The sequence below is a fragment of the Kushneria sinocarnis genome, assembly GCF_003633775.1.
GTDB classification, from domain to species: domain Bacteria; phylum Pseudomonadota; class Gammaproteobacteria; order Pseudomonadales; family Halomonadaceae; genus Kushneria; species Kushneria sinocarnis.
In genome coordinates this window covers 32,008-56,564 of record NZ_RBIN01000009.1, presented here as the reverse complement: position 1 = coordinate 56,564, position 24,557 = coordinate 32,008, and the positions used below count along the sequence as shown (strand labels likewise).

Annotated in this window: 22 protein-coding genes; 4 read left to right on the top strand and 18 right to left on the bottom strand. The window is 65.3% G+C overall.

All coding sequences use genetic code 11. From position 1 onward, the window contains the following. Positions 1-26 precede the first annotated feature (26 nt). From C7446_RS14335 to C7446_RS14315, 5 genes are all read right to left on the bottom strand, one after another. Positions 27-1,271 (bottom strand): cysteine desulfurase, encoded by a 1,245-nt coding sequence (locus C7446_RS14335; RefSeq protein ID WP_121173811.1) that lies wholly within the window; start codon positions 1,269-1,271, stop codon positions 27-29. Beyond that, entirely contained in the window at positions 1,268-2,596 is a 1,329-nt protein-coding gene (sufD, locus tag C7446_RS14330; RefSeq protein WP_121173810.1) for a Fe-S cluster assembly protein SufD, read from the bottom strand. The genes C7446_RS14335 and sufD overlap by 4 nt, the downstream gene beginning before the upstream one ends. Beyond that, positions 2,593-3,345 carry a Fe-S cluster assembly ATPase SufC gene (gene sufC / locus C7446_RS14325; RefSeq protein ID WP_121173809.1) on the bottom strand — a complete coding sequence of 251 codons (753 nt, stop codon included), beginning with the start codon at positions 3,343-3,345 and terminating at the stop codon, positions 2,593-2,595. The genes sufD and sufC overlap by 4 nt, the downstream gene beginning before the upstream one ends. Positions 3,346-3,454: 109 nt before the next feature. Beyond that, positions 3,455-4,897 carry a Fe-S cluster assembly protein SufB gene (gene sufB / locus C7446_RS14320; protein WP_121173808.1) on the bottom strand — a complete coding sequence of 481 codons (1,443 nt, stop codon included), beginning with the start codon at positions 4,895-4,897 and terminating at the stop codon, positions 3,455-3,457. Between the two features lie 43 nt (positions 4,898-4,940). Further along, positions 4,941-5,435 (bottom strand): SUF system Fe-S cluster assembly regulator, encoded by a 495-nt coding sequence (locus C7446_RS14315; RefSeq protein ID WP_121173807.1) that lies wholly within the window; start codon positions 5,433-5,435, stop codon positions 4,941-4,943. A gap of 210 nt (positions 5,436-5,645) precedes the next feature. On the opposite strand from C7446_RS14315, the gene C7446_RS16705 reads away from it, so the two are divergent. Then, positions 5,646-6,128, top strand: coding sequence for a thiamine pyrophosphate-binding protein (locus C7446_RS16705; protein ID WP_245977863.1), 483 nt, complete (start codon positions 5,646-5,648; stop codon positions 6,126-6,128). Next, complete coding sequence (locus C7446_RS14310; RefSeq protein WP_245977862.1) at positions 6,103-7,359, top strand: thiamine pyrophosphate-dependent enzyme; 1,257 nt, start codon at positions 6,103-6,105, stop codon at positions 7,357-7,359. Before C7446_RS16705 ends, C7446_RS14310 begins: the two co-directional genes overlap by 26 nt. A 77-nt stretch (positions 7,360-7,436) precedes the next feature. Here C7446_RS14310 and C7446_RS14305 read toward each other — a convergent pair whose 3' ends face one another. From C7446_RS14305 to C7446_RS14255, 11 genes are all read right to left on the bottom strand, one after another. Beyond that, positions 7,437-8,732: an adenylosuccinate synthase gene (locus tag C7446_RS14305; protein WP_121173806.1), complete on the bottom strand. Its 1,296-nt coding sequence runs from the start codon at positions 8,730-8,732 to the stop codon at positions 7,437-7,439. A 69-nt stretch (positions 8,733-8,801) separates the two neighbouring features. After that, positions 8,802-9,986 (bottom strand): ATP phosphoribosyltransferase regulatory subunit, encoded by a 1,185-nt coding sequence (locus C7446_RS14300; RefSeq protein ID WP_121173805.1) that lies wholly within the window; start codon positions 9,984-9,986, stop codon positions 8,802-8,804. A gap of 167 nt (positions 9,987-10,153) precedes the next feature. Beyond that, positions 10,154-11,068: a protease modulator HflC gene (gene hflC / locus C7446_RS14295; protein ID WP_121173804.1), complete on the bottom strand. Its 915-nt coding sequence runs from the start codon at positions 11,066-11,068 to the stop codon at positions 10,154-10,156. Then, complete coding sequence (gene hflK / locus C7446_RS14290; protein WP_121173803.1) at positions 11,068-12,273, bottom strand: FtsH protease activity modulator HflK; 1,206 nt, start codon at positions 12,271-12,273, stop codon at positions 11,068-11,070. Before hflK ends, hflC begins: the two co-directional genes overlap by 1 nt. 177 nt (positions 12,274-12,450) lie before the next feature. After that, positions 12,451-13,779: a ribosome rescue GTPase HflX gene (gene hflX, locus C7446_RS14285; protein ID WP_121173802.1), complete on the bottom strand. Its 1,329-nt coding sequence runs from the start codon at positions 13,777-13,779 to the stop codon at positions 12,451-12,453. A gap of 13 nt (positions 13,780-13,792) precedes the next feature. Further along, positions 13,793-14,044 (bottom strand): RNA chaperone Hfq, encoded by a 252-nt coding sequence (gene hfq / locus C7446_RS14280; RefSeq protein ID WP_121173801.1) that lies wholly within the window; start codon positions 14,042-14,044, stop codon positions 13,793-13,795. Positions 14,045-14,219: 175 nt separating this feature from the next. Beyond that, positions 14,220-15,173 carry a tRNA (adenosine(37)-N6)-dimethylallyltransferase MiaA gene (gene miaA, locus C7446_RS14275; RefSeq protein WP_121173800.1) on the bottom strand — a complete coding sequence of 318 codons (954 nt, stop codon included), beginning with the start codon at positions 15,171-15,173 and terminating at the stop codon, positions 14,220-14,222. Positions 15,174-15,175: 2 nt separating this feature from the next. Further along, complete coding sequence (gene mutL, locus C7446_RS14270; protein ID WP_121173799.1) at positions 15,176-17,173, bottom strand: DNA mismatch repair endonuclease MutL; 1,998 nt, start codon at positions 17,171-17,173, stop codon at positions 15,176-15,178. Positions 17,174-17,249: 76 nt separating this feature from the next. Further along, positions 17,250-18,704 (bottom strand): N-acetylmuramoyl-L-alanine amidase, encoded by a 1,455-nt coding sequence (locus C7446_RS14265; RefSeq protein WP_121173798.1) that lies wholly within the window; start codon positions 18,702-18,704, stop codon positions 17,250-17,252. Further along, positions 18,701-19,195 (bottom strand): tRNA (adenosine(37)-N6)-threonylcarbamoyltransferase complex ATPase subunit type 1 TsaE, encoded by a 495-nt coding sequence (gene tsaE, locus C7446_RS14260; protein WP_121173797.1) that lies wholly within the window; start codon positions 19,193-19,195, stop codon positions 18,701-18,703. The genes C7446_RS14265 and tsaE overlap by 4 nt, the downstream gene beginning before the upstream one ends. 21 nt (positions 19,196-19,216) lie before the next feature. Further along, positions 19,217-20,710 (bottom strand): NAD(P)H-hydrate dehydratase, encoded by a 1,494-nt coding sequence (locus tag C7446_RS14255; RefSeq protein WP_121173796.1) that lies wholly within the window; start codon positions 20,708-20,710, stop codon positions 19,217-19,219. Between the two features lie 113 nt (positions 20,711-20,823). Here C7446_RS14255 and queG point away from each other — a divergent pair, with 113 nt between their 5' ends. Then, the gene (gene queG, locus C7446_RS14250; RefSeq protein WP_121173905.1) at positions 20,824-21,999 is read left to right on the top strand and encodes a tRNA epoxyqueuosine(34) reductase QueG; all 1,176 of its coding nucleotides are present in this window, start codon (positions 20,824-20,826) and stop codon (positions 21,997-21,999) included. A 273-nt stretch (positions 22,000-22,272) separates the two neighbouring features. On the opposite strand, the gene orn is transcribed toward queG, so the two are convergent. Further along, positions 22,273-22,824 (bottom strand): oligoribonuclease, encoded by a 552-nt coding sequence (gene orn, locus C7446_RS14245; protein ID WP_121173795.1) that lies wholly within the window; start codon positions 22,822-22,824, stop codon positions 22,273-22,275. Between the two features lie 156 nt (positions 22,825-22,980). On the opposite strand from orn, the gene rsgA reads away from it, so the two are divergent. Then, a complete protein-coding gene (gene rsgA / locus C7446_RS14240; RefSeq protein ID WP_121173794.1) occupies positions 22,981-23,988 on the top strand; it encodes a small ribosomal subunit biogenesis GTPase RsgA in 1,008 nt (335 codons plus the stop codon). Between the two features lies 1 nt (position 23,989). On the opposite strand, the gene C7446_RS14235 is transcribed toward rsgA, so the two are convergent. Further along, the gene (locus C7446_RS14235; protein WP_121173793.1) at positions 23,990-24,463 is read right to left on the bottom strand and encodes a YbaK/EbsC family protein; all 474 of its coding nucleotides are present in this window, start codon (positions 24,461-24,463) and stop codon (positions 23,990-23,992) included. Positions 24,464-24,557: the final 94 nt, after the last annotated feature.

The following is a 24,557-nucleotide window of genomic DNA, read 5'->3' as shown; positions in this document are numbered from 1 at the left end:
AAAACCGCCGGACCTGTATGTCCGGTTCAGCCCCGCACCATGGTCACGACCCGATCGAGCGCCTCGACAAAGCGATCGACCTCTTCGAGCGTGTTGTAGAGGGCGAAGGAAGCCCGGCAGGTGGCATCCAGTCCGTAATGATTGAGCAGCGGCTGGGCACAGTGGTGGCCGGTGCGGATCGCCACCCCGAACTGATCGACCAGCAGGCCGATGTCCTGGGCGTGCGCCCCTTCGACCACGAACGAGATTACCGCGGCCTTGTGTGGCGCATTGCCGATGATGCGCATGCCATTGATGGCCTGCATGCGTTCGGTGGCATGCTCGAGCAGTTGCTGCTCCCACTCCTCGATCAGATCGAAATGCAGATTGGTGAGCCAGCGCAGCGCCCGATCCAGTGCAATGACTTCGGCAATTGCCGGAGTACCGGCCTCGAAGCGGTGCGGTATGTCAGCAAAGCTCGTGCCCTGATCGAAGCTGACCGTGCTGATCATTTCGCCGCCCCCCTGCCAGGGCGGCATGGCTTCCAGTAGCGCTTCGCGACCGTAAAGCACCCCTACTCCGGTCGGGCCATAGACCTTGTGGCCGGAGAAGGCATAGAAGTCGGCCCCCAGCGCCTGCACATCGAGGCGCTGATGCGGCACCGCCTGGGCACCGTCCACCACCATGATCGCGTCATGCTGATGCGCCAGCGCGCTCATCTCGGCAATCGGATTGATGGTGCCCAGCGCATTGGACACATGGGAGATCGCCACCAGCCGGGTTCGATCACCCAGCAGCTGCCGATAGGCCTCGAAGTCCAGCACGCCCTGCTCGTCCACCGGAATCACCCGAATCGTCAGCTCGAGCTCGCGCGCCAGCAGCTGCCAGGGCACGATGTTGGAGTGATGCTCCATGTGCGAGATCAGGATCTCGTCACCGGGGCGCAGCTGACTGCGTCCCCAGCTCTGGGCCACCAGATTGATGGCCTCGGTGGTCCCGCGGGTGAACACGATCTCGCGGGTGGACTCGGCATTGACGAACTCGCGCACCGTGTCGCGGGACTGCTCGTAGGCCGCGGTCGCCTCATCCGCCAGGCAGTGCAGCCCGCGGTGAATGTTGGCGTTGTAGCGGCTGTAGTAGTCCTGCAGACAGTCCAGCACCGGCTGCGGCGTCTGGCTGGTCGCTGCGTTGTCCAGATAGAGCAGCGGCTGATCGCCATGCACCTGGCGCGCCAGGATCGGAAACTGCTCCCGAATGGCTTCGACATCGAGCACGAGTTCGTCGGTCGTCATGCGTCGCTATCCTCCACGACACCCATCAGATTGAAGCGATCAGGCAGCTTGCCGGCCACCGTGCGCTCGACACGCTCGGTGATCTCCGCCAGCGGGATCTGTTCCATCACCTCGGTGGCGAAGGCCAGCGTCAGCAGGCCGCGAGCCATCTCCTGGCTGATGCCACGGGCGCGCAGCGCAAAGATGGCATTCTCGTCCAGCTGGCCGGTGGTCGCGCCATGGGAGCAGAGCACGTCATCGGCGTAGATCTCCAGCTCCGGCTTGGTATCGATCTCGGCCCGATCGGAAAGCAGCAGGTTGGCGTTGTTCTGATAACCCCGCACCTGCTGGGCATCGCGCTTGATATAGACACGGCCGTTGAACACCCCGCGAGCGCGACCACCGAGGATGCCCTTGTAGCTCTCGTTGGAGTAGGTGCGCGGCGCGTTGTGATTGACCTGGGTATGATTGTCGATGTGCTGACGCTCCTGACCGAAGAACAGCCCCCAGAACTCGGTGGTGGCATTCTCGTCATTGAGCTCGCTGATCAGGTCGTTGCGGACCAGCGCCCCACCCAGGTTCAGGTTATAGGAGGCATAAAGGCTGTCGCGCTGCTGATCGATATGCATGCTGGAGACGTGATACTCGCTCTGGCTCGCCTCCTGCAGCTTGTAGTGGCGTACCCGGGCGTTGGCATCGAGACTGGCCTCACCCACCACGTTGGTGAAGTTGGCCGCTTCATGCTCGCCGATGTGGTGCTCGATCAGGCTGGCCTCGCTGCCCTGCTCGGCACGAATCAGCAGCCGCGGATGACTCATCACCGCACTCTCGCCGGTGCGCGAGACGAAGATGGCGTAGACCGGCTTCTCGAGCACGGCATTGCGCCCCAGATGCAGCAGCACCCCCTCGTGGGCAAAGGCCGTGTTGAGCGCGGCGAAGGGAGAGAAGTCCTCTCCGGTCAGCCGCCCCAGCTGGCTGCCGAGCACCTCACGGCCCTGCATCAGTGCCTGCGAGAGCGGCTCGACCACCACGCCCGCCGGCAGCTCACCGATATCGGAGTGTTCGGCGCTGAACAGACCATCGACGAACACCAGCCGATGGGCATCATCCACCTGCAGCCGCAAAGCGGCCAGCCGCGCTTCGCTCAGGGCGGCATCGCTGGCCAGTGTGAACCGGCTCTCGGCGATGCGCGAGACATCGGTATACTTCCACGCCTCCTGACGCGGACTCGGAAAGCCCTGCCGGGCAAAGCTTTCGGCCGCCGACTGACGCCGGCTGGTCAGCCACTCCGGCGCGCCCTGCTCGACGCGCTCCTGCAGATGTTGCAGAAACGTCTCGGTACTCATGCCGCGCTCTCCTGATGGATCCATTCATAGCCTTCATCTTCCACGCGCAGTGCCAGCTGCTTGTCACCCGAGCGTGCGATGCGGCCATCGATCAGGACATGCACCTGATCCGGTTCGATGTGGTTGAGGATGCGCTGATAGTGCGTGACCAGCAGGATCGAACGATTCTCGCTGCGCAGCGAATTGACCCCGTGGGAGACGGTCTTCATGGCATCGATATCAAGCCCGGAGTCGATCTCGTCGAGCAGGGCCAGCTTCGGCTGCAGCACCAGCATCTGCAGGATCTCGTTGCGCTTCTTCTCGCCGCCCGAGAAGCCCTCGTTGACCGCGCGCTGCAGGAAGCTGGTATCCATGCGCATGAACTCCAGCTTCTCCTTGACCAGCTTCATGAACTCCGGCGACGGGATTTCCTCTTCCCCGCGGGCTTCACGCTGGGCGTTGAGCGCCGACTTGAGCAGATAGATGTTCTTGACCCCGGGAATCTCCACCGGATACTGAAAGCCCATCAGCATCCCGGCGCGGGCGCGATCCTCGACCTCCATCTCCAGCAGGTCCTGGCCTTCGAAGGTGATCGTTCCCTGCGTCACTTCATACCCGTCACGCCCGGCCAGCACCGACGACAGCGTCGACTTGCCGGCCCCGTTCGGTCCCATGATGGCGTGCACTTCACCGGGATTGATGGTCAGATTGATCCCCTTGAGGATTTCGGTCCCTTCCACGGTAGCGTGCAGATCCCTGATCTCGAGCATGTTGTGACCCTGCCAAATGTTTGAATGACCGCTTGCCGGCCAGAAAGATTGAAGAGAAGCCGGGCGGGCCGCTGCCCGCCCGGTGATACCGGAATGGCGTGCGGTCGTATCAGCCGACCGAGCCCTCGAGTGTCACACCCAGCAGTGCCTCGGCCTCGACGGCGAACTCCATCGGCAGCTCCTGGAAGACGTCCTTGCAGAAGCCGTTGACGATCATGTTGACCGCATCCTCTTCGGAGATGCCGCGGCTCTGGCAGTAGAACAGCTGGTCATCGCCGATTTTGGAGGTGGTCGCCTCGTGCTCCACGGTCGACTTGCTGTTGCCGATCTCCTGATAGGGGAAGGTGTGGGCACCACACTGATCACCGATCAGCAGCGAGTCGCACTGGGTAAAGTTGCGCGATCCGGTGGCACGCGGCGTCATCTTCACCAGCCCGCGATAGGACTGGTTGCTGCGCCCGGCAGCAATCCCCTTGGAGACGATGGTCGACCGGGTATTCTTGCCGATGTGAATCATCTTGGTGCCGGTATCGGCCTGCTGCCGACCGTTGGTCACCGCCACCGAGTAGAATTCGCCGACACTGTCATTGCCGCGCAGCATGCACGAGGGATACTTCCAGGTGATCGCCGAACCGGTTTCCACCTGGGTCCAGCAGATCTTGGAACGATCACCGCGGCAGTCACCCCGCTTGGTCACGAAGTTGTAGATGCCGCCCTTGCCGTCTTCATCGCCGGGATACCAGTTCTGCACCGTGGAGTACTTGATGTAGGCATCCTCGAGTGCCACCAGCTCGACCACGGCAGCATGCAGCTGATTCTCGTCACGCTGCGGCGCGGTGCAGCCTTCCAGATAGGAGACCTGGGCACGCTTGTCACAGACGATCAGGGTCCGCTCGAACTGACCGGTATTGGCGGCGTTGATGCGGAAGTAGGTCGACAGCTCCATCGGGCATTCGACGCCTTCCGGTACGTAGACGAACGAGCCATCGGTGAAGACGGCCGAATTGAGCGCCGCGAAGAAGTTGTCACCGCGCGGCACCACGCTGCCGAGATAGGCCTGGACCAGCTCCGGATAGTCGCGGATGGCTTCCGAGATCGAGCAGAAGATCACTCCGGCCTCGGCCAGCGTCTCCTTGAAGGTGGTGGTTACCGACACCGAATCGAACACGGCATCGACCGCCACCCCGGCCAGCGCGGCCTGCTCGTGCAGCGGAATGCCCAGCTTCTCGTAGGTTTCCAGCAGCTTGGGGTCGACCTCATCGAGGCTCTGCGGACCATCCTCGGGCTTTTTGGGCGCGCTGTAGTACGAGATCGCCTGATAATCGATCGGCGGATAGTCCAGATGTGCCCAGGAGGGTGCCTTCATGGTCTGCCACTGGTGGAAGGCTTCCAGCCGCCAGTCGAGCATCCACTGTGGTTCACCCTTCTTGTGGGAGATGAAGGCGATCACGCTCTCGTCCAGACCGGGCGGAACGGTATCGCTTTCGATATCGGTGACGAAGCCCTGCTTGTACTCGCGCTGAACAAGCTGCTCCATTTCTTCGGTTGCCATGTGCTCTCCCCCTTGCGGGTGCCATTCAATCGGTCGGTCAGGATTATGATTGGTGCGCCCGCTCGGCGGGCGTGTCACTGCTGTCGCGACTGTGCGAAACGCTCTGGATCGGCAGTGTCAGCGGTAGCCTGAGCGGCGCATCGTGTACCAGGTCGGACAGCGTCACGCTGTCCAGCAGCTGACGAACGGCCAGCGAAACCCGCTGCCAGTTGTCGACCACACCGCAGGACGCCATCAGGTCACACTCGCCGTCGACATGGCCGCATTCGGTCATGGCGATCGGCCCGTCAATGGCGGTGATGATGTCGCGCACGGTAATGCGGTGCGCCGACCGGGCCAGACGATAACCGCCCCGCGCGCCCCGGTGGGACTCCAGCAGCCCGGCCCGGAGCAGCAGCTTGAGGGTCTTGCTGACCGTCGGGCGAGGCAGGCCTACGCTATCGGCGATTTCCGCGGCGGCGTGGGACTCTTCCGGCTGACGCGCCATCTGCGCCATCACCACGGCGCCATAGTCGCTCATCTTCGAGAGCTTCAGCATGTCGCCCCCTTGCCTGCTTATTGCGGACCATTTTAGTCCTCATTCGATGGGCTGTGAAGCTGTGTCACCCCCAATCATCCCGATAGGCATCATTCAATGGTCGCGATGAACCGTACATGATCAGCCGCCCCCCTCACGGCTTGAGTTTCCTGCCAGGCGCAATACGCTGAACGGACGGAACGCTGGTTCATGGATGAAAGGGAGAACGCAATGAGCCGCAATGTGGCCGAGATCATGGTCGATGTGCTGGCTGAAGCGGGCGCGCGTCGCTGCTACGGCGTGGTCGGCGATACCATCAATCAGCTGACGGATGCCATCCGGCGCAGCGACATCGAATGGGTGTCTGTCCGGCATGAAGAGGTAGGCGGCTTTGCCGCCGGCGGCGAGGCGGCCCTGACCGGCGAACTGGCTGCCTGCGCCGGCACCTGCGGCCCCGGCAGCCTGCATTTCGTCAACGGACTGTTCGAGACCCACCGCAACGGTTCGCCGGTAGTCTTCATCGCCTCCCAGGTACCCACTGCCGAGATGGGGGTCGGCTTCCCGCAGGACGTCGACCAGAAGAAGGTCTACGAGCAGTACAGCGTCTTCTGCGAGTATATCGTCAACCCCGAGCAGGCCCACCGGATGACGGTACTCGCCGCACAGGAAGCGCTGAACAAGGGGGGGCGTGGCGGTACTGATCGTCCCCGGTGACCTGTTCACGCAGACACCGCAGGAAGAGAAGGCCTGGCGGGTCCACCGGTTCGACCCGATCATTCGCCCTGGCGCCGAGGAACTGGTGCCGATCATCGAGCGGCTCAACGCCGGCGGACGGATCTCCATCTACGCCGGCTACGGCTGCGCCCAGGCCCGCGATGAAGTGCTGGCGCTGGCCGAGCGGCTCAAGGCGCCGGTGGCCTGGACCTCGCGGGCCAAGGACTTCATCGAGCACGACAACCCCTTCGATGTCGGCATGACCGGGGTCTTCGGTCTGGATGGCGGCTATCGGGCCGTGGCCGAGTGCGACACCCTGCTCCTGCTGGGCTGCAGCTTCGCCTGGAGCCAGTTCTATCCCGACAATGCCACGATCATCCAGGTGGATCTCGATGCCGGCCAGATCGGCCGCCGCCATCCGGTCGATATCGGCGTGGTCGGCAGCGTACGCGATACCTGTCAGGCGCTGGTACAGACGGTGCAGGCGCATGCCGATACCGGCTGGCTCGAGGAGTGCCGCAGCGCCTATGCCAGGGCCCTCGAACAGGCCACCCACCAGTCGCGTGACGACGATCTCATTCACCCCCAGGAACTCACGCTCGCGCTGGATCGGCTGGCCGCCGACGATGCCGTCTTTACCGCCGACGGCGGCAGTCCGATGGTGTGGATGCTGCGGCATATCCGCACCAATGGCCGCCGCCGCACCATGGCCAGCCTGATGCACGGCACCATGGCCAACGCCTACCCGCAGGCACTGGGCATCGCCAGGGCCATGCCCGAGCGGCAGGTCATTGCGATGTGCGGCGACGGCGGGCTCTCCATGCTGATGGGGGATCTGCTGACGGTGGTGCGTGACCAGCTGCCGCTCAAGCTGGTGGTCTTCAACAATGAATCACTGGGCTTCGTGGAGATCGAACAGAAGGTCGAGGGGCTGCTGGACGCCTATACCGAGCTCAACAACCCCGATTTCAGCCGCCTGGCCGAATCGGTGGGCATGCGCGGACGCCGCGTCGAGCACAAGCACGAACTCGAGGGCGCCATCAGTGACCTGCTCGCCCACGAGGGTCCCGCCCTGCTCGATGTGAAGGTCAACCGCATGGAGCTGGTGATGCCGCCGAAGGTGGAGGCCGGCGAGGTGGCCTCGACCGCGCTCTACTCTGCCCGGGCCATGCTCGATGGCCGGATGACCGATGTGGTCGATCTGGTGAAGAGCAACTTCCTCAAGCGCTGAGGCGCCACCCGGCGCAACACGACAACGCCCCGGCGGAGAGCCCGCCGGGGCGTTTCGAAGCACCTTCGGGGAGCGCGCTACTCGGCAAACGGGTTGCGCAGCACGATGGTCTCATTGCGATCGGGACCGGTCGAGATGATATCGATCGGCGTCCCCACCTGCTCCTCCAGAAAGGAGATATAGGCGCGCGCATTGGCGGGCAGGTCTTCCAGCGCCCGGATGCCCAGCGTCGATTCCTGCCAGCCCGGCAGATCGCGGTATTCGGGCTCGATGGTCTCGTAGCCCTCGCTGTCCACCAGGTTGTCGATCAGATCGCCATCCTTGGTGCGATAGCCGACGCAGACGCGGATGTTCTCCAGCCCGTCCAGCACATCGAGCTTGGTCAGACACAGGCCGGACACGGAGTTGATCTGCACCGCGTGACGCAGTGCCACCGCATCGAACCAGCCGCAGCGGCGCGCCCGTCCGGTGGTGGCTCCGAACTCGTGCCCCTTCTCGGCCAGATGGCGGCCGAACTCGTCGAACAGCTCGGTGGGGAACGGCCCCGAACCGACCCGCGTGGTGTAGGCCTTGGTGATACCCAGCACGTAGTCGAGATAGAGCGGCCCCACCCCGGAACCGGTTGCCGTGCCACCGGCCGTGGTATTGGAGCTGGTGACGAAGGGATAGGTGCCGTGATCGATGTCCAGCAGCGAGCCCTGGGCCCCCTCGAACATGATGTTCTGGTTGGCCTTGCGGATGTCGTGTACCAGCGACACGGTATCGCTGACCATCGGCCGCAGATCCTCGGCCATCGCCATCGCCTCGTCCAGCACCTGCTGGAAGTCGACCGGCTCCTCGCCGTGATAGCGGCTCAATACGAAATTGTGGTAGTCAAGCACCTCGCCGAGCTTGCTGGCGAAACGCTCGCGATGAAGGATGTCCCCCAGCCGCAGGCCGCGCCGGGCCACCTTGTCCTCGTAGGCCGGGCCGATGCCACGCCCGGTGGTACCGATCTTGGCCACCCCGCGCGCCTTCTCGCGCGCCTGATCGAGGCGTACGTGATACGGCAGGATCAGCGGACAGGCCGGTGACAGGCGCAGCCGTTCGCGCACCGGCACGCCCTTGTCTTCCAGCTCGCGGATCTCGTCAAGCAGCGCCTCGGGCGAGAGCACCACGCCGTTGCCGATGACGCAGGTGACATCACTGCGCAGAATCCCCGACGGGATCAGGTGCAGCACCGTCTTTTCACCGTCGATGACCAGGGTATGACCGGCATTGTGCCCGCCCTGGAAACGCACCACCGCAGAAGCCGACTCCGTCAGCAGATCGACGACCTTGCCCTTGCCTTCATCGCCCCACTGGGTGCCGAGCACGACTACATTCTTGCCCATTGCCTTCGTCTCTGTAATGCGGCCCGCTCGTGGTCTGCCAGCAGCAGCGGACCTGAATGAAAGATCGACTCAGTCCTCGAGCGGGCGCACCTGCCAGCGCCCCTCATGCTCGATGAGCTCACGGTCACAGAAGTGCGCCCGGGCCCCGGTTGTCTGACCGGCAAGCGCCTGCACCACCCGCTCGCCGGCCTGGCGCAGCTCGCTGACCCGGCGCGCCAGCGCTTCGCTCTCGCTTGCCGGCGCCCAGATGCCATCGTGGCTGGGACGCTGCTCGTCGAGCGAGGCCAGCAGCTTGAGATCCATCGAGCAGCCGGTCGCCGGGCGCGGACGCCCGAAGGCGCGACCGGTATCGTCGTAACGCCCCCCCTTGGCCAGGGCCTGCCCGTAACCCGGCACATAGGCGGCAAATACCATGCCGGTGTGATACTCGTAGCCGCGCAGTTCGGCAAGATCGAAATAGCGCGCCACCTGCTCGGAGTCACGACCGATCGAGGTGCGCAGCGCCGTGAGCTGCGCCAGCGCCTCGCCGACGGCGGCCGGCGCCCCGGCAAATACCTCGCGGGCCCGTTCGAGCACTTCGTCACCACCGTGCAGACGAGGCAGCTGACGCAGCATCTCGGCCAGCGAGGGGTCCTGCACATGCGCATCGACAATGGCATCGACCTCGCCCACGGCCTTGCGTTCGAGGGCGGCAAACAGTGCCCGTTCGGCTTCCGCGGCCAGACCGGCCTCGCCCGCCAGGGCGCGATAGATTCCGATATGGCCGATCGCCAGATGCACGTTGCGGGCGCCGGCCAGGTCAAGACTGGAGAGTACCAGCTGCATGATCTCCTGGTCCGCCTCGAGCCCGGCATGCCCGAACAGTTCGAGTCCCAGCTGGACCGGACTGCGGCCGCCCTGGTACTCATCGGCCTGGGCCCGCAGCACATGGGCACAGTAGCAGAGCCGAACCGGCCCCTCGCGGCGCAGCGAGTGGGCATCCATGCGCGCCACCTGAGGGGTCACGTCCGCACTGGCGCCCATCAGCCGCCCGGTCAGCTGATCGGTCAGCTTGAAGGTCTGCAGCTCGAGATCGGTCCCGGTCCCGGTCAGCAGCGAATCGAGAAATTCAACCGGCGGTGGCATGACCATGTCATAGCCCCAGCGGTAATAGAGATCCAGCAGCGCGCGCCTCAGCGACTCCATGCGAAGCGTCTGCGGCGGCAGCACCTCATCCATGCCGTCAGGCAGCAGCCAGCGGTCAGCGATGGTCATGGCATTCGTCCTGCCAGAAGAGTGAATGAATCCGGCTGGACCGCCCGCGTCACGGCATCGGGTAACGCTGTCATGCCGGCAGGCGGCCACAAAAAAACCGGGGAGGGTCCCCGGTTGCGAGAGTCTATCACGAAACGCCCGCGGTGGAAGCCCGCGAGCGCCCCCGTTCAGGGAGAAGGCAGTGTTCCGGCACCACTACCGCCACCGGCACCCTGCGGATCGAGCAGAAACCGGAAGAAGTCGTTGTTATGCGGATTGAGGACCAGCAGCCCGTTACCATCGCCGAAGCTGTCACGATAGGCCTGCAGCGACCGGTAGAAGCGGAAGAAATCCGGATTCTGCTGATAGGCGTTGCCATAGATCGCGGCGGCCGAGGCATCGCCCTCGCCACGCGTGGTTTCGGCAATCTGCCGGGCACGGGCCAGCAGCACCTGCTTCTCGCGATCCACCCGGGCACGAATCTTTTCCGCCTGCTCCTGACCCTGGGCACGATACTCGCGTGCCTCGCGCTCCCGTTCCGAGCGCATGCGGTCATACACCGACTGGGTGACCTCTTCGGGCAGCTCGATCTGCTTGACGCGGATATCCAGCACCGCCACCCCCAGCTCGTTGCGCATCTGCTTGTCCAGCGCCTTCGTCGGTGCCGACATCAGCTCATCGCGACGCTCGCTGACGATCTGGGAGAGGGTGTTGCGGCCGAACTCGTTACGCAGGGCCTCATCGACACGCGGCTCGATCAACCGCTCGGCCACCTGCTCATCACCGGTGGTGGCCTCGTAGAAGCGCTGCGGATTGATGATCTTCCACTTGATATAGGAGTCGACGATCACCGCCTTCTTTTCCTGGGTCAGGTAACGGCTGGCGCTGGCATCCAGCGTCAGTACCCGACTGTCGAAGGTCCGCACGGTATTGAGCACCGGCACCTTGGCGTGCAGGCCGGGACCGATGTCGCTCTCCACCACTTCGCCGAAACGCAGCTTGATGGCGCGCTCGGTTTCATCGACCACGTACAGGCTGCTGCTGGCCAGCCAGCCGAGCACCACGAGCACGACAATGATGACCAGGGCACGGTTATTGAACATTAACGGCCCTCCCGAAGGCTGTTCTGGCGGCTCTGTGTCGCAATCTGTTCGGCAATTCTACGGGTGAGCTGATCCACCTGCTGATCATCCATCGCCTGGCTGCTGCTGCCCGTGCCGTTGCCTCCGGATGATTGCAGCTGCCCCAGCGGCAGCACGGTCACGCTGTTGTCCGACCCCGGATCAACCAGTGCCTTGCGGGTATTACCCAGCACATTGCTGACGGTTTCCAGGTAGAGGCGTTCACGCGTGACCTCGGGTGCCTTCTCGTACTCGCGCGTCAGGGAGGTGAAGCGGTTGGCATCGCCCTGAGCCTGTGCCACCACCGACTCCTTGTAGCCCTGGGCCTCCTCCTTGATGCGCTGGGCCCTGCCCTGTGCCGCAGGCATTACCGCATTCTCGTAGGCCATCGCCTGGTTGATGGTACGCTGACGCTCCTCGCGGGCCTTGATCACGTCATCAAAGGCGTCCTGCACCTGGTCGGGCGGCGAGGTCGACTCCACGTTGACGGTCTGCAGCTGCAGGCCGATATGGTAACTGTCGAGGTAGGACTGCAGCCGTTCGGTCACCTGAGAGGCCACCAGTTCGCGCCCCGAGGTGAGGATATCGTTCATCTCGGTGCTGCCGATCACATGACGCAGCGCGGAATCCATGGCGTTCTGCATGCTGACCTCGGGCGAGCGCACGTTGAGAACATAGTTGCGCGGATCGGAGACCAGATACTGACTGGAGAGCTGAACCTTCACGATGTTCTCGTCCTTGGTCAGCATCGAGTCGGTCTGGCTCAGCGAACGCACCTGGGTCACGTTGACGCGATGGACATTGTCCACCAGCGGCGGATTCCAGTGCAGACCGGGCCCCACGGTATTGAGATACTTGCCGAAACGCAGCACGACGCCGCGCTCGGACTGATCGACCAGATAGAAGCCGGAACCGGCCCATACCACCAGCGCCACGACCACCACGATCAGCGGCAGCAGCAGGGTGCTGCGGCGCCCGCCGCCATCACCGTTGCCGCCATCGCTGCCGTTTGAACGCTGCGGGCGCTGCTGCTGACCGAGCAGGCCATTGAGGCGATTCTTCAGCTTTCTGAGCAGCTCATCGAGATCCGGCGGCCCCTGGTTGTTACCACCGCCGCCTCCACCACGACCCCCACCGCTCCAGGGATCCTGCTGGTTGTTGTTACCACCCGGCTCATTCCAGGCCATACATCGTCTCCAAAAGGGCAGGAAGTGCTGGCTGCTCGACGCACGGCCGACTCGCGAATCGGGGCATTCCAGCCGAATGCCCCGTAACAGGTTGCGCGTTGTAACATACCCCGAACCGGCATGTCCTGAAACCGGTCTGATGCGTTCGCATGACATCAGGGGGCCGATTCCGGACACTCAGGGCGAGGAATCGGGCAACGCTCCGGAATCATTCAGCTCCTGCCAATCCAGATAATCGGCGGGATCCTCATCGGCACGCGCCAGCAGCTGCATGAAGTCACGGCGCGGCAGGCGTACCGACAGATGCGAGCGGCCATCATCATCGAACTCTTCCTCGCGTACCGAGCCGAGTTCGAAGAGCTGCGCCCGCAACCAGCCCTGGGCAGGTGACAGTGTCAGCCGGGTATCCAGTACGTCAACCGCCAGCCGCTCGGAGAGCGCCTGCATCAGCAGGTCGAAGCCCTGCTGATGCTGGGCGGACAGCCAGACCACGGTCGGCAGCCCCTCGTCATTGCGCTCCAGTCGAGGCGCCATGCCCAGCAGATCGGTCTTGTTCATGACCAGCAGCCTGGGCACATCGCTGGCGCCGATCTCCGCCAGCACGGCATTGACCTGCTGCCCGTGGCTCTCACGCTCCTCGTCCGCCGCGTCGATGACATGCACCAGCAGGGTCGCTTCCGCGGCCTCCTGCAGGGTGGCCTGAAAGGCCTCGACCAGCTTGTGCGGCAGATCCCGGATGAAACCGACCGTGTCCGCCAGCACCACCGGGCCGACATCCTCCAGCTCCAGACGCCGCAGGGTCGGGTCCAGCGTGGCGAAGAGCTGATCGGCCGTGAACACGTCCGAGGCGGTGAGCGCGTTGAAGAGCGTCGACTTGCCGGCGTTGGTGTACCCCACCAGCGACACCGACGGGATCTCCGCGCGGGCCCTGGCGCGCCGATTCTGGTTGCGCTGGCTGCGCACCTTGTCCAGCCGCTTGTGGATCGACTTGATGCGCCCGCGCAGCAATCGGCGGTCGGTTTCCAGCTGGGTCTCGCCCGGACCGCGCAGCCCGATGCCGCCCTTCTGCCGTTCAAGGTGGGTCCAGCCCCGCACCAGGCGGGTCGCCATGTATTCGAGCTGGGCCAGCTCGACCTGCAGCTTGCCTTCATGGGTACGCGCCCGCTGGGCGAAGATATCGAGAATCAGACCGGTACGATCGAGCACGCGGCACTGCAGCTCGCGCTCGATATTGCGCTCCTGGGAAGGCGACAGGGCGTGATTGAAGATGGCAAGTTCCGCGCCGTGCTCGCGCAGCATGGCGCGTGCCTCCTCGAGCTTGCCCTCCCCGATCATGGTTTTCGGACTGGGCTTGCGCCGACTGCCCGTCAGCAGGGCAGCCGGTTCCGCGCCGGCACTGCGCACCAGCTCCAGAAACTCCGAGGTATCCTCCCGCTCGGTGCTGTCCTCGAATTCGACATGCACCAGAACAGCGGTCTCACCACTTTCGGGACGCTCGAAAAACAATCGGCGTCTCCCCTCAGGCTTCCTGACCGTTCTGCAGCCCCGGATCCTGGGCCGGCAGACGCACGTTGCGCGAGGGCACGACCGTGGAAATGGCGTGCTTGTAGACCATCTGGCTGACCGTGTTGCGCAGCAGGATCACGAACTGATCGAAGGACTCGATCTGCCCCTGCAGCTTGATGCCGTTGACCAGAAAGATCGAGACCGGAATGCGCTCCTTGCGCAGGATGTTCAGATAGGGGTCCTGAAGAGACTGTCCTTTGGACATGTAGTTCTCCAAAATTATTGCCTGGTGTTTATCGTTTATTGCAATGCGTCGTTTGATGCCTGAAGTCAGGCTTTTCGCCCGCCGCATTCCGGGTCCGCTGTATCGGACGACTGCCCTGGCAGGCAGCGCCCGACAGGCTGGCGTGCCACAATGAAATGTGACCACACATATTACGCTAAGTGCCGTTATCGCGCACGATTTTCAAGGCCTGTGCCAGGACGTCGGGCGCCAGTGCGTCGAGTCTGTGGCACTCCGGCCAGCGTCGCAGCCAGGTCAGCTGACGCTTGGCCAGCTGGCGGGTCGCGATCACGCCCTGCTCGCGCATCTCGGCCATTCCCGATCCCTGCGCCATGCCCTGCCACAGCTGCCGGTAGCCGACGCTTCGGATGGCCGGCAGATCGGCATGCAGATCGCCGCGTGCTCGCAGCGCCTGCACCTCTTCGGGGAAGCCGGAGGCCAGCATCCTGTCAAAGCGCTCGGCGATACGGGCATGCAGTACCCGGCGATCGCCCGGGACAAGCCCGATGGACAGCGGTCGAAAAGGCAGCGGCGCGGGCGTCTGGGCACGCCAGTGCTCGCCCATGGTCCGCCCGCTGGCACGGTAGATCTCCAGCGCCCGCAGCAGCCGCTGCGGATCGTTGGGATGCAGCCGGGCCGCCGATTCCGGGTCAACCCGGGCCAGCTCCTCGTGCAGCCCGGCACTGCCCCGCTCGGCCTGCAGGGCCGCCAGCTCACGCCGGATTTCCGGCTGCGCCGCCGGCATATCGGCAATTCCCCGGGTCAGTACCCGGAAGTAGAGCATGGTCCCGCCGACCAGCAGCGGTATCCGGCCCTGACGCGCGATGTCGGCAATATGGACAAGCGCATCGTCACGAAATTCCACTGCCGAGTAGGGAGCGGCCGGATCCCGGATGTCGATCAGCCGGTGTGGCGCCCGGGCCTGCTCCTCGGCACTCGGCTTGGCCGTGCCGATATCCATGCCGCGATAGACCATGGCGGAGTCGACGCTGATCAGTTCGCAGCCCAGCCGCTCGCGCAGCGCGATCGCCAGATCGGTCTTGCCCGAAGCGGTAGGCCCCATCAGCAAAAGGGCCGTCGGCCGTTCATCGGCAGCAGCCGTTGCGGTCATGGCTACTGCCCCCTGGCGAACAGACGATCGAGTTCGCGCATCGACAGCTCCTTCCAGGTCGGCCGGCCATGATTACACTGTCCGCTGCGCTCGGTGCGCTCCATGTCGCGCAACAGCGCATTCATCTCCTCGATCGTCAGCCGCCGGTTGGCCCGGACGCTGCCATGGCAGGCCATGGTGGAGAGCAGCTCCAGCAGACGCGCCTCGACCGCCTGACTGCGGCCATAGCGCTCGAGCTCGGCCAGCATCTCGCGAATCAGCCCCTCGCAATCCGCGCCGGCCAGCAGCGCCGGCAGCTGGCGCACCAGAATCGTCTCCGGCCCGCCCGGCTCGAGAACCACGCCGACCTGCTCGAAGGCAGCGCGCTCCTGCTCGATCAGCTCCACCTCGCCTTCGCTGGCCGCCAGCGAGATCGGCACCAGCAGCGGCTGGGATTCCACCCCCTCACCCAGATACTGCCCCTTGAGGCGCTCGTAGGTGATCCGTTCGTGGGCGGCATGCATGTCCACGATCACCATGCCACGTGCGCTCTGGGTCAGGACATAGACACCATGCAGCTGGGCCACGGCATAGCCCAGCGGTGGCACATCGCTCTGTGCCGCCCCGGGCTCGCGGCCCTCGTCACCGGCAACCCCCCCGGCGTCGGCTCGCGCCCGGTCCGTGGTCGGCGCAGCCGGCTCGCCGCGGTCCGGCGCTTTCTCGTGGCGCGGCTCGAGCAGGCGTGACTCGTGATCGGGATGCAGGGCGCGATAACCGGCCATGAACTCGCGGATGCGCTGTTCGCCGGGGCGTTCGGCCGATCCCTGGCGGTAGTCGCCGCCCCCGGCCCCCTGCGCACCGGAGGCCGCCTGCCGGGCCAGTGCCATGCCCTGCTGCTGCCAGCCGGCGCTGTCTTCCCGCGCGGGAGCGCCACGGCGCTCGGCCGCTGCGTCAGCCGGCTCCCCGGACGCTGCGGGCTCGCTGTCGGCCGACGCCTGTGCCGCTTCCGGACGAACGTCCGCCAGCGCCCGGTGCAGGCTGGAAAACAGAAAGTCATGCACCAGCCGCGAATCGCGAAAGCGTACCTCGTGCTTGGTGGGGTGCACGTTGACATCGACGCTGTGGGTATCGAGTTCCAGATACAGCACGAACACCGGGTGACGGCCATGGAAGAGCACATCGCGATAGGCCTGGCGCACGGCATGCGCCACCAGCCGATCGCGGATCGCCCGGCCGTTGACAAAGAAGTACTGCTGATCGGCCTGAGCGCGGGTATGGGTCGGCAGCCCCACCCAGCCCCAGAGGTGCAGGCCGCCGGCCTCGACATCGACATGCAGGGCGTTGTCGAGAAAGCCGCGTCCCAGCAGGCGACCGATGCGCTTCTCCATCGCCAGCTGATCGCCACCGGCGGCCAGCTGATGCACCACCTTGCGGTTGTGGCGCAGGGTCAGGTCGATGGCGTGATGGGAGAGCGCCAGGCGGCGAAAGGCCTCCTCCGCGTGACCGAACTCGGTCTTCTCGGTGCGCTGAAACTTGCGGCGGGCCGGGGTATTGAAGAACAGATCGCGCACCGTGACGGTGGTGCCGCGGGGATGGGGGGCCGGCGAGACGCGGGGGGTCATCTCGCGGCCTTCGGCCACCGCCCGCCAGCCATCGCTGTGCTCCTCGCTGGTGTTGGAGAACAGCTCCAGCCGGGCCACCGCACTGATCGCGGCCAGCGCCTCGCCGCGAAAGCCGAGCGTGGCCACGCCCTCGAGATCATCGAGCGTACCGATCTTGCTGGTGGCATGGCGTGACAGCGCCAGCCCCAGATCATCGTGATCAATCCCGCCGCCGTTGTCGCGCACCCGGATCAGCTTGCTGCCACCGGCCTCCAGCTCGATATCAATGCGACTGCTGCCGGCATCAATGGCGTTTTCCACCAGCTCCTTGAGCACCGAGGCCGGACGCTCGACCACCTCACCGGCCGCGATCTGATTGGCCAGGCGCGGGACCAGTACCTGAATGCGGCGTTCGCTCACACGGCCTCCTTGCAGCTCGATGGGGTCGGGAATCGAAGGCCCATTGTAACCCGAACGCTCATCAACGGGGATGCACTCACGGCAGCGTCAGCACCTGCCCGACCCGGACCACATCGCCATCGAGATCGTTGACCCGCCGCAGGGCACTCAGCGAAACATCGTGGCTGCTGGCAATGCCGGAGAGCGTATCCCCCGCCATCACCCGATACTCGTCGGCGGCCCCGCCCCGGCGCTGGTCGCGCTGCCAGGCCAGCAGACTGTCAGGCGGCGGGCTGTTCATGAAGTGGCTACGTACGCCCTCGAACACCGCATTGGTCAGTTTCTGCTGATGGGAAGCCGAATTGAGCAGCCGCTCCTCGGTCGGATTGGTGATGAAGCCGGTCTCCACCAGCAGCGAGGGAATATCCGGCGACTTCAGCACCACGAACGCGGCCTGCTCGACCCGTGAACGGTGCATGCGGTTGAACTGGGCAATCTGGCGGATGACATCGCCCCCGGCCGCCAGCGAATCATTGATGGTCGCGGTCATGCTGAGATCGAGCAGCACGCCACGCAGCATGCGATCCTTGTCCTCCAGGCTCAGGTCGCCACCGGTACCGCCGATCAGATCGGAGCGGTTTTCGGTCTGGGCCAGCCAGCGGGCGGTTTCCGAAGTCGCCCCGTGCTGCGAGAGTGCATAGACCGACGAGCCCCTCGGACTGCTGGAGCCTACCGCATCGGCGTGGATCGAGACGAAGAAGTCGGCGTGGCGTTCACGTGCAATGCGCAACCGGCCCCGCAGCGGAATGAAGGTGTCGTCATCGCGGGTCAGCCAGGCCTTGAAACCGGGCGCGGCATCGAACTTCGCCTTCAGCCGCCTGCCGATGGCCAGCACCACGTCCTTCTCCTTGCTGTGATCCCCCAGCGCGCCGGGGTCCTTGCCCCCGTGGCCGGGATCGATCACCACCACGATGTCACGCTTCGGATGCGGCCGGGCCGTGCGACTGGCGGTCGAGGCCGTACCACTGCCCTCGCCCCCGCCGGACTGGCTGCGCCCCAGCTTGCGGCGGGCATCCCGCTCCTGCTGACGGATCATGGCCTCGATGGGGTCGCCGTCGTCACCGCTGGCCAGTGCACCGGACTCTCCTGCCCCGGCGCCCCCCAGATCCACCACCAACCGGTGCCCCTTGCCCCCGCTCGGCCCGAGCTTGAAGGCGTGCGGCGTGACCGCGTCGGCCAGATCCATCACCACTCTCAGATCGTTGCCGTTACGCACCCCGGAGCGCACCCGGCGAATCAGGGCACTGCCGCTGCCGGTCGTATCCAGCGTGGTCTCCAGGGCGGTATCGGTGAAATCGATCACCAGGCGAGCGGGATCATCGAGCGTGAAGACATTGGTCTCGACCTCGCTGGAGAGATCGAACACCAGTCGGGTGCGATCACCATTGTCCCAGGCACGCAGCTCATCCAGTTCGGCTGCCTGGCTCAGCACGGGGAGCAGTATCAGCATCAGCAGGCCGAGCAGCCTGGCCGGCAGGGAGTAACGCTTCATGAACCGCCTTCCGAAGAGTGTCGGAGCCGCGCGAGCAGTGACGGCAGCTGTGTCAGGGCCTGCTCGCCGTGGGGTGACAGGGCCTCGGCTTCGGCATGACGCCCCTCGCCGGCCAGCGCCAGGCGAATGCGCAGATCGGGCGTCGGCAGTCGATCACCGCCCTGCGAGGGCCACTCGATGAGACAGAGCGCCTCGCTGTCGAGCCAGTCACGCGCCCCGATGAATTCCAGTTCCTCGGGATCGGCGAGCCGATAGAGATCGAAGTGATACACCTGCTGCGCCCCGACCTCGTAGGGTTCGACCAGCGTATAGGTGGGGCTCTTGACCGCCCCGGTAATGCCCAGCGCCCGCATCACGCCGCGCGCCAGCGTGGTCTTGCCGGCGCCCAGCTCACCTTCCAGCCAGACATGGCCCCGGAAGCTCATGGCGGCGGCCAGTGCCCGTCCGAAGGCCACCTGGGCGTCTTCATTGTCGAGTACGAATTTCTGCATATCTTGCTCACACCGTGCCGGCTACGGGTTGACCAGCTGCCGCGCAAAGGATGCCAGATCGGTTGCCAGCAGACCACGCTCACCCCCCGAAATCGCCGCCCGATCCGCCGCCATGCCGTGCACCGCCACGCCGGTTGCCGCCGCCTGCAGCGGCGACAGCCCCTGCACCAGCAGCGAGGCAATCATGCCCCCCAGCACATCCCCCATGCCGCCCGACGCCATGCCGGGATTGCCGAACGGACTCACGAAGCACTCATCACCCGAGGGGCCGCCCACCACCAGGGTGCCGGCACCCTTGAGCACGATCACCCCGCCATATCGGCCGTGCAGGGCGCGGGCTGCAGCAAGGCGATCCCGTTGCACCTCGCTCACCGCACAGCCCAGCAGACGCGCGGCCTCGCCGGGATGCGGCGTCAGGATCCAGTTGTCACGCTGCACCTTTGGCCAGCGCGATGCGAGCAGATTGAGCGCGTCGGCATCCACCACGCAGGGCGTCGCGGTATTCAGCACCGCCTGCATCAGCCCCTCGCCCCAGGCCTGCTGCCCCAGACCCGGGCCGATCAGCACACCGCTGGCGGCCTCGAGCAGCTCCTCGAGATCCAGGCCGTTGCGTACCGGCTTGACCATCATCTCGGGGCAGCGCGTCAGCGCGGGCGGCACATGGACTGCCGAAGTTGCCAGACTGACCAGTCCGGCGCCCAGCCGGGCCGCGGTTTCGGTCGCCATGATGACCGAGCCGCCGAACCCCTCGCGCCCCCCGATCACCAGCAGGTGGCCGCACTGCCCCTTGTGGGTGGTCGGCCGTCGGCGCGGCAGCGTCCGCGACGGCAGCCCGGCATCCAGCAGCCAGCCGAGGTGATCGACACCAGCCCGGCGCTGCCGGGTCAGCGACAGCGGCGCATACTCGATCGTCCCGGTGTAATCGGGGGCCTGGCCGGTATACAGCCCGAACTTGCGGCCGATGAAGGAAATGGTACGCGCCGCCTCGACGGCAGCGCCGAGCACGGTGCCGGTTTCGGCATCGAGCCCGGAAGGCAGATCGATGGCCAGCACCGGCAGGCCGCTCCGATTGATCGCCTCGATGGCCTCGTCATAGGGCGCGCGCACCTCACCGGTCAGACCGGTCCCGAGCAGCGCATCGACGATCAGCTCGCCGCGGGGCGTCCAGTCCGACTGCCAGGCCGTGATCGTCACGCCCGTGCGCTGCGCCATCGCCACCGCCTCGGCGGCTTCGCCGGCAAGCGTCTGTGGCGCCTTCAGTGCGATCACTTCCACCTGCCAGCCGGCGCGGTGCGCCAGCGCCGCCACCACATAGCCGTCCCCGGCATTGTTGCCGGCGCCGCACAGTACCGACAGGCGCCGGCAATCCGGCCAGTGGCGCTGCAGACACGCCCAGGCCGCTTCACCGGCCTGGCTCATCAGTTCGAAGCCCGGCGTGCCCGCCTCGATCAGGGCGCGATCCAGCGCGCCGGACTGCTCACGGCTGTATAGTGCCAGCGCTTCATCGTTTATCATGAGACTCTTCCCTGAAGTCATTGCCACTCGTCGCTGACCACACCCCCGACGATACCCGGGGCGAGCACCAGCGCTGTATTTACCATTATCTGCCGCTACCGGCGGCCGCCATCATGACCGACTCCGTACTGCCTGCGGCCCACCATGACAACGGCGAGCTCGATTTTGCCGCCATCGCCGAACGGCTCAGGGTATGGGCGCGTGAACTGGGATTTGCCCAGCTCGGGATCACCGATACCGATCTCTCCAATCATGAAGCCTATCTCGAACGCTGGCTGGCCGCCGGCTACCAGGGCGAGATGGACTACATGTCGCGTCACGGCACCAAACGCACCCGCCCGGCAGAGCTCGAACCCGGCACCCTGCGCGTGATCAGCGTGCGCATGGACTACCTGCCGCCCGAGGTGGAAACCACCCGGGTACTGGGTCAGCCGGCGCGCGCCTATATCTCACGCTACGGCGTCGGCCGTGACTATCACAAGCTGATGCGCAAGCGCCTGACCCGGCTGGCCCGACAGCTGGAAGCCGAGATCGGCGAGTTCGGCTATCGCGCCTTTGTCGACTCGGCGCCGGTCATGGAACGGGCCCTGGCACAGAAGGCCGGACTGGGCTGGTTCGGCAAGAACGCCATGATCCTGCATCCGCAGGCCGGCTCGTTCTTCTTTCTCGGCGAGCTCTACACCGATCTGCCGCTGCCGGTGGATGAGCCCTTCGAGAGCGAGCACTGCGGCTCCTGCAGCCGCTGCCAGACCTGGTGCCCGACCGGTGCCATCGTCGATGACCGGGTCATCGACGCGCGCCGCTGCATCTCCTATCTCACCATTGAAAAACATGGCGAGATTCCGGTCGAATTTCGCGAGGCGATGGGCAATCGCGTCTTCGGCTGTGACGACTGTCAGCTGGTCTGCCCCTTCACCCGCTTCACCCGCGCCACCCGGGAGGATGACTTCACCCCCCGTCACGAGCTCGACCGCGCCGAACTGGTGACGCTGTTCAACTGGAGCGAGGAGGAATTCCTCGAACGTACCCAGGGCAGCCCGATCCGCCGCATCGGCTACGAGCGCTGGCTGCGCAATCTCGCCGTCGGCCTGGGCAATGCCCCCCATGATCCGGCCATCATCAGCGCGCTGCGCGCCCGGCTGGCCTGGCCCTCGGACATGGTACGCGAGCACGTGCGCTGGGCGCTGGCAAGACAAGAAGAACGCGCCCACCCTGACAGTCCGACCGACGAACGCCCTACCCCGAATGATGCCGGCTATCGCGACATCATCGCCCGGGAGGCGCACTGAATGGCCCCCGGCCACGGGGGATAGCGCAATTCGCGACTGAAGTCGCGCCTGCAACCCCGCAGGACTGATCAATCCCGTGAATCAGCAGTCCGGCCCCTGCAGGAACGCCTTCAGTTGCGAAAGGGGTTGCACCATGGTAACCGAAGCGCGCCTACAGGAATTCATGGACCGAACCACCCGGGCCAAAGATGGACCGGCAACCCTTCCCGCAGGAGCGACTTCAGTCGCGAAAGCGAACCATCAACTGCTTGCAGGCACGGCTGTCACACCTCATCAGAGCTTCAGGAAATGTTCACGGTAATATTTCAGCTCTTCGATCGAGTCGCGGATATCATCCAGCGCCAGGTGGGTGCCTTGCTTGGTCAGCCCCTTCAGCACATCCGGCTTCCAGCGCCGCGCCAGCTCCTTGAGGGTCGAGACATCGAGGTTGCGGTAGTGGAAGAAGGCTTCCAGTTCGGGCATTTCCCGCTGCATGAAGCGGCGATCCTGATGCACGCTGTTGCCACACATCGGTGAGGTGTTCGGCTTCACGTACTCCGCCAGAAAGGCCAGGGTGCGCCTCTCGGCCTCGCGGATGTCGATGTCGCTCTGGCGTACCCGCTCGGTCAGTCCGGTATTGCCATGGGTCCGGGTGTTCCACTCATCCATGGCATTCAGCAGGCTGTCGGAACGGTGGACGGCCAGCACCGGCCCCTCGGCGATCACGTTCAGCGCATTATCGGTCACGATGGTGGCGATCTCGATGATGCGCTCACGCTCGGGATCGAGCCCGGTCATTTCCAGATCGATCCAGATCAGGCGTTCCTGCTCGCGATCCTCGGACATGGCGTTGCTTCCCGTATGAGAGATTGAGAGTAATGACAGGTTGAAGGTGGCGCGGGATGAAAGCACGCCTGCCGGCAGCGTACAATCGCTGCCAACGTTTCTCCATGTTGTCCTGCTCCCCCGAGAGTCTGGCAGCACCATTGATCACGGGGGCTCATGAGCGCACGCAAGCTCAGTCGCCAGCAGCACTGGCGCATCGAAAGGATCCAGGCCGAACGCGCCCGTCGCGCAGAGCGCCGGGAAGCATCCCGGGCGGACGAGGATACGCCGGAGGACGAGCGCCCCGGCCGGGTGGTCGCCCATTTCGGGCATCGGCTGGAAGTGGAGGATGAAGACGGCAAGCGTCACCTCTGCCACCTGCGCGCCAACCTCGATGCGCTGGTCACCGGGGACCGGGTCAGCTGGCGGCCGGTGGCGGAAGGCAGCGGTGTGGTCGAGGCCCGACTCGAACGCGTTTCAACCCTGGAACGCCCCGACAGCCGGGGCCGGTTGCGGCCTGTCGCCGCCAATATCGATCGCATCATGATCGTCTTCGCCGCCGAGCCCGAGCCCTATCCCGGGCTGATCGACCGCTATCTGGTCGCCGCCGAGGCCACCGGCATCACGCCGGCACTGATTCTCAACAAGGCCGACCTGCTGCCGGAGGCGGCCGGTCGCCTGCATGAACTGCTCGCCGGCTACCAGCGGCTGGGCTACGAGATCATCACCGCCTCGGTACGCAGCACCCAGGGGCTGAACGATCTGCATCACTCCCTGCTCGACCAGACCGCCGTCTTCGTCGGCCAGTCCGGCGTGGGCAAGTCATCGCTGATCGATGCGCTGCTGCCCGACGAGCAGCTGCGGGTCGGCGCGCTCTCCGGCGAGCGCGGCAAGGGCACCCACACCACCACGACCGCCCGGCTCTACCAGTTGCCGGCCGGCGGGCAGCTGATCGACTCGCCCGGCATTCGCGAATTCGGCCTCGGCCATCTCGACGAGCGCCAGGTCGCCGAGGGCTTCATCGAATTCCGCCCCTATCTCGGCTACTGCCGCTTTCGCGACTGTCATCATGCCCGGGAGCCGGGCTGCGCCCTGCGCGAGGCCGTCGAGCGCGGCGAGATCGACGCCGCCCGCTTCGAAAGCTTTCGGCATATCGTCAACGAACAGGCGCTCTCCTCGCGCTGACTCAGGCGTTCGATGATGCCTGACAGACATCCACCCACTGCGCGCCGGTCAGCTCAACCAGATGCGCCGGGGCAAGCCGCACGGCACTGTTGATCGAGCCGGCTGCCGGCAGCACCTCATCAAAGGCGCGCAGCGACTCGTCACAGTAGACCGGCAGTCCGGTGGCCAGCCCGAACGGGCAGACGCCGCCCACCGGATGCCCGGTCAGCGCCTCCACCGAGGCGGCATCGAGCATCTTCGCCTTGCCGCCGAATGCCGCCTTGAGCTTGCGATTGTCCAGCCGGGCCGTGCCGCAGGCCACCACCAGCACATGCGTATCCCCGACACGCAGACACAGGCTCTTGGCAATGCGTGCCGGCTCGACGCCGTGTGCCTGCGCCGCCAGCTCGACGGTAGCCGTACTGTCGGCAAGCTCGACGATTGCCAGTTCAGGGGCATGCCTGGCAAGAAAGGCACGTGCTGACTCGAGACTCATGACTCACTCCTCGTGCAGGAAACGGGGCCACCCGGCCCGTCCGATAGCGCCTCGCCCGTATCCTGCCCGATCGGCAGGAGCGAGCGACACGCCC

Excerpts from the sequence above, each read along its gene's own strand:
- C7446_RS14335 (WP_121173811.1), bottom strand. The coding sequence starts at position 1,271 with ATGACGACCGACGAACTCGTGCTCGATGTCGAAGCCATTCGGGAGCAG.
- sufD (WP_121173810.1), bottom strand. The coding sequence starts at position 2,596 with ATGAGTACCGAGACGTTTCTGCAACATCTGCAGGAGCGCGTCGAGCAG.
- sufC (WP_121173809.1), bottom strand. The coding sequence starts at position 3,345 with ATGCTCGAGATCAGGGATCTGCACGCTACCGTGGAAGGGACCGAAATC.
- sufB (WP_121173808.1), bottom strand. The coding sequence starts at position 4,897 with ATGGCAACCGAAGAAATGGAGCAGCTTGTTCAGCGCGAGTACAAGCAG.
- C7446_RS14315 (WP_121173807.1), bottom strand. The coding sequence starts at position 5,435 with ATGCTGAAGCTCTCGAAGATGAGCGACTATGGCGCCGTGGTGATGGCG.
- C7446_RS16705 (WP_245977863.1), top strand. The coding sequence starts at position 5,646 with ATGAGCCGCAATGTGGCCGAGATCATGGTCGATGTGCTGGCTGAAGCG.
- C7446_RS14305 (WP_121173806.1), bottom strand. The coding sequence starts at position 8,732 with ATGGGCAAGAATGTAGTCGTGCTCGGCACCCAGTGGGGCGATGAAGGC.
- C7446_RS14300 (WP_121173805.1), bottom strand. The coding sequence starts at position 9,986 with ATGACCATCGCTGACCGCTGGCTGCTGCCTGACGGCATGGATGAGGTG.
- hflC (WP_121173804.1), bottom strand. The coding sequence starts at position 11,068 with ATGTTCAATAACCGTGCCCTGGTCATCATTGTCGTGCTCGTGGTGCTC.
- hflK (WP_121173803.1), bottom strand. The coding sequence starts at position 12,273 with ATGGCCTGGAATGAGCCGGGTGGTAACAACAACCAGCAGGATCCCTGG.
- hfq (WP_121173801.1), bottom strand. The coding sequence starts at position 14,044 with ATGTCCAAAGGACAGTCTCTTCAGGACCCCTATCTGAACATCCTGCGC.
- miaA (WP_121173800.1), bottom strand. The coding sequence starts at position 15,173 with ATGACCGCAACGGCTGCTGCCGATGAACGGCCGACGGCCCTTTTGCTG.
- C7446_RS14265 (WP_121173798.1), bottom strand. The coding sequence starts at position 18,704 with ATGAAGCGTTACTCCCTGCCGGCCAGGCTGCTCGGCCTGCTGATGCTG.
- tsaE (WP_121173797.1), bottom strand. The coding sequence starts at position 19,195 with ATGCAGAAATTCGTACTCGACAATGAAGACGCCCAGGTGGCCTTCGGA.
- C7446_RS14255 (WP_121173796.1), bottom strand. The coding sequence starts at position 20,710 with ATGATAAACGATGAAGCGCTGGCACTATACAGCCGTGAGCAGTCCGGC.
- queG (WP_121173905.1), top strand. The coding sequence starts at position 20,824 with ATGACCGACTCCGTACTGCCTGCGGCCCACCATGACAACGGCGAGCTC.
- orn (WP_121173795.1), bottom strand. The coding sequence starts at position 22,824 with ATGTCCGAGGATCGCGAGCAGGAACGCCTGATCTGGATCGATCTGGAA.
- rsgA (WP_121173794.1), top strand. The coding sequence starts at position 22,981 with ATGAGCGCACGCAAGCTCAGTCGCCAGCAGCACTGGCGCATCGAAAGG.
- C7446_RS14235 (WP_121173793.1), bottom strand. The coding sequence starts at position 24,463 with ATGAGTCTCGAGTCAGCACGTGCCTTTCTTGCCAGGCATGCCCCTGAA.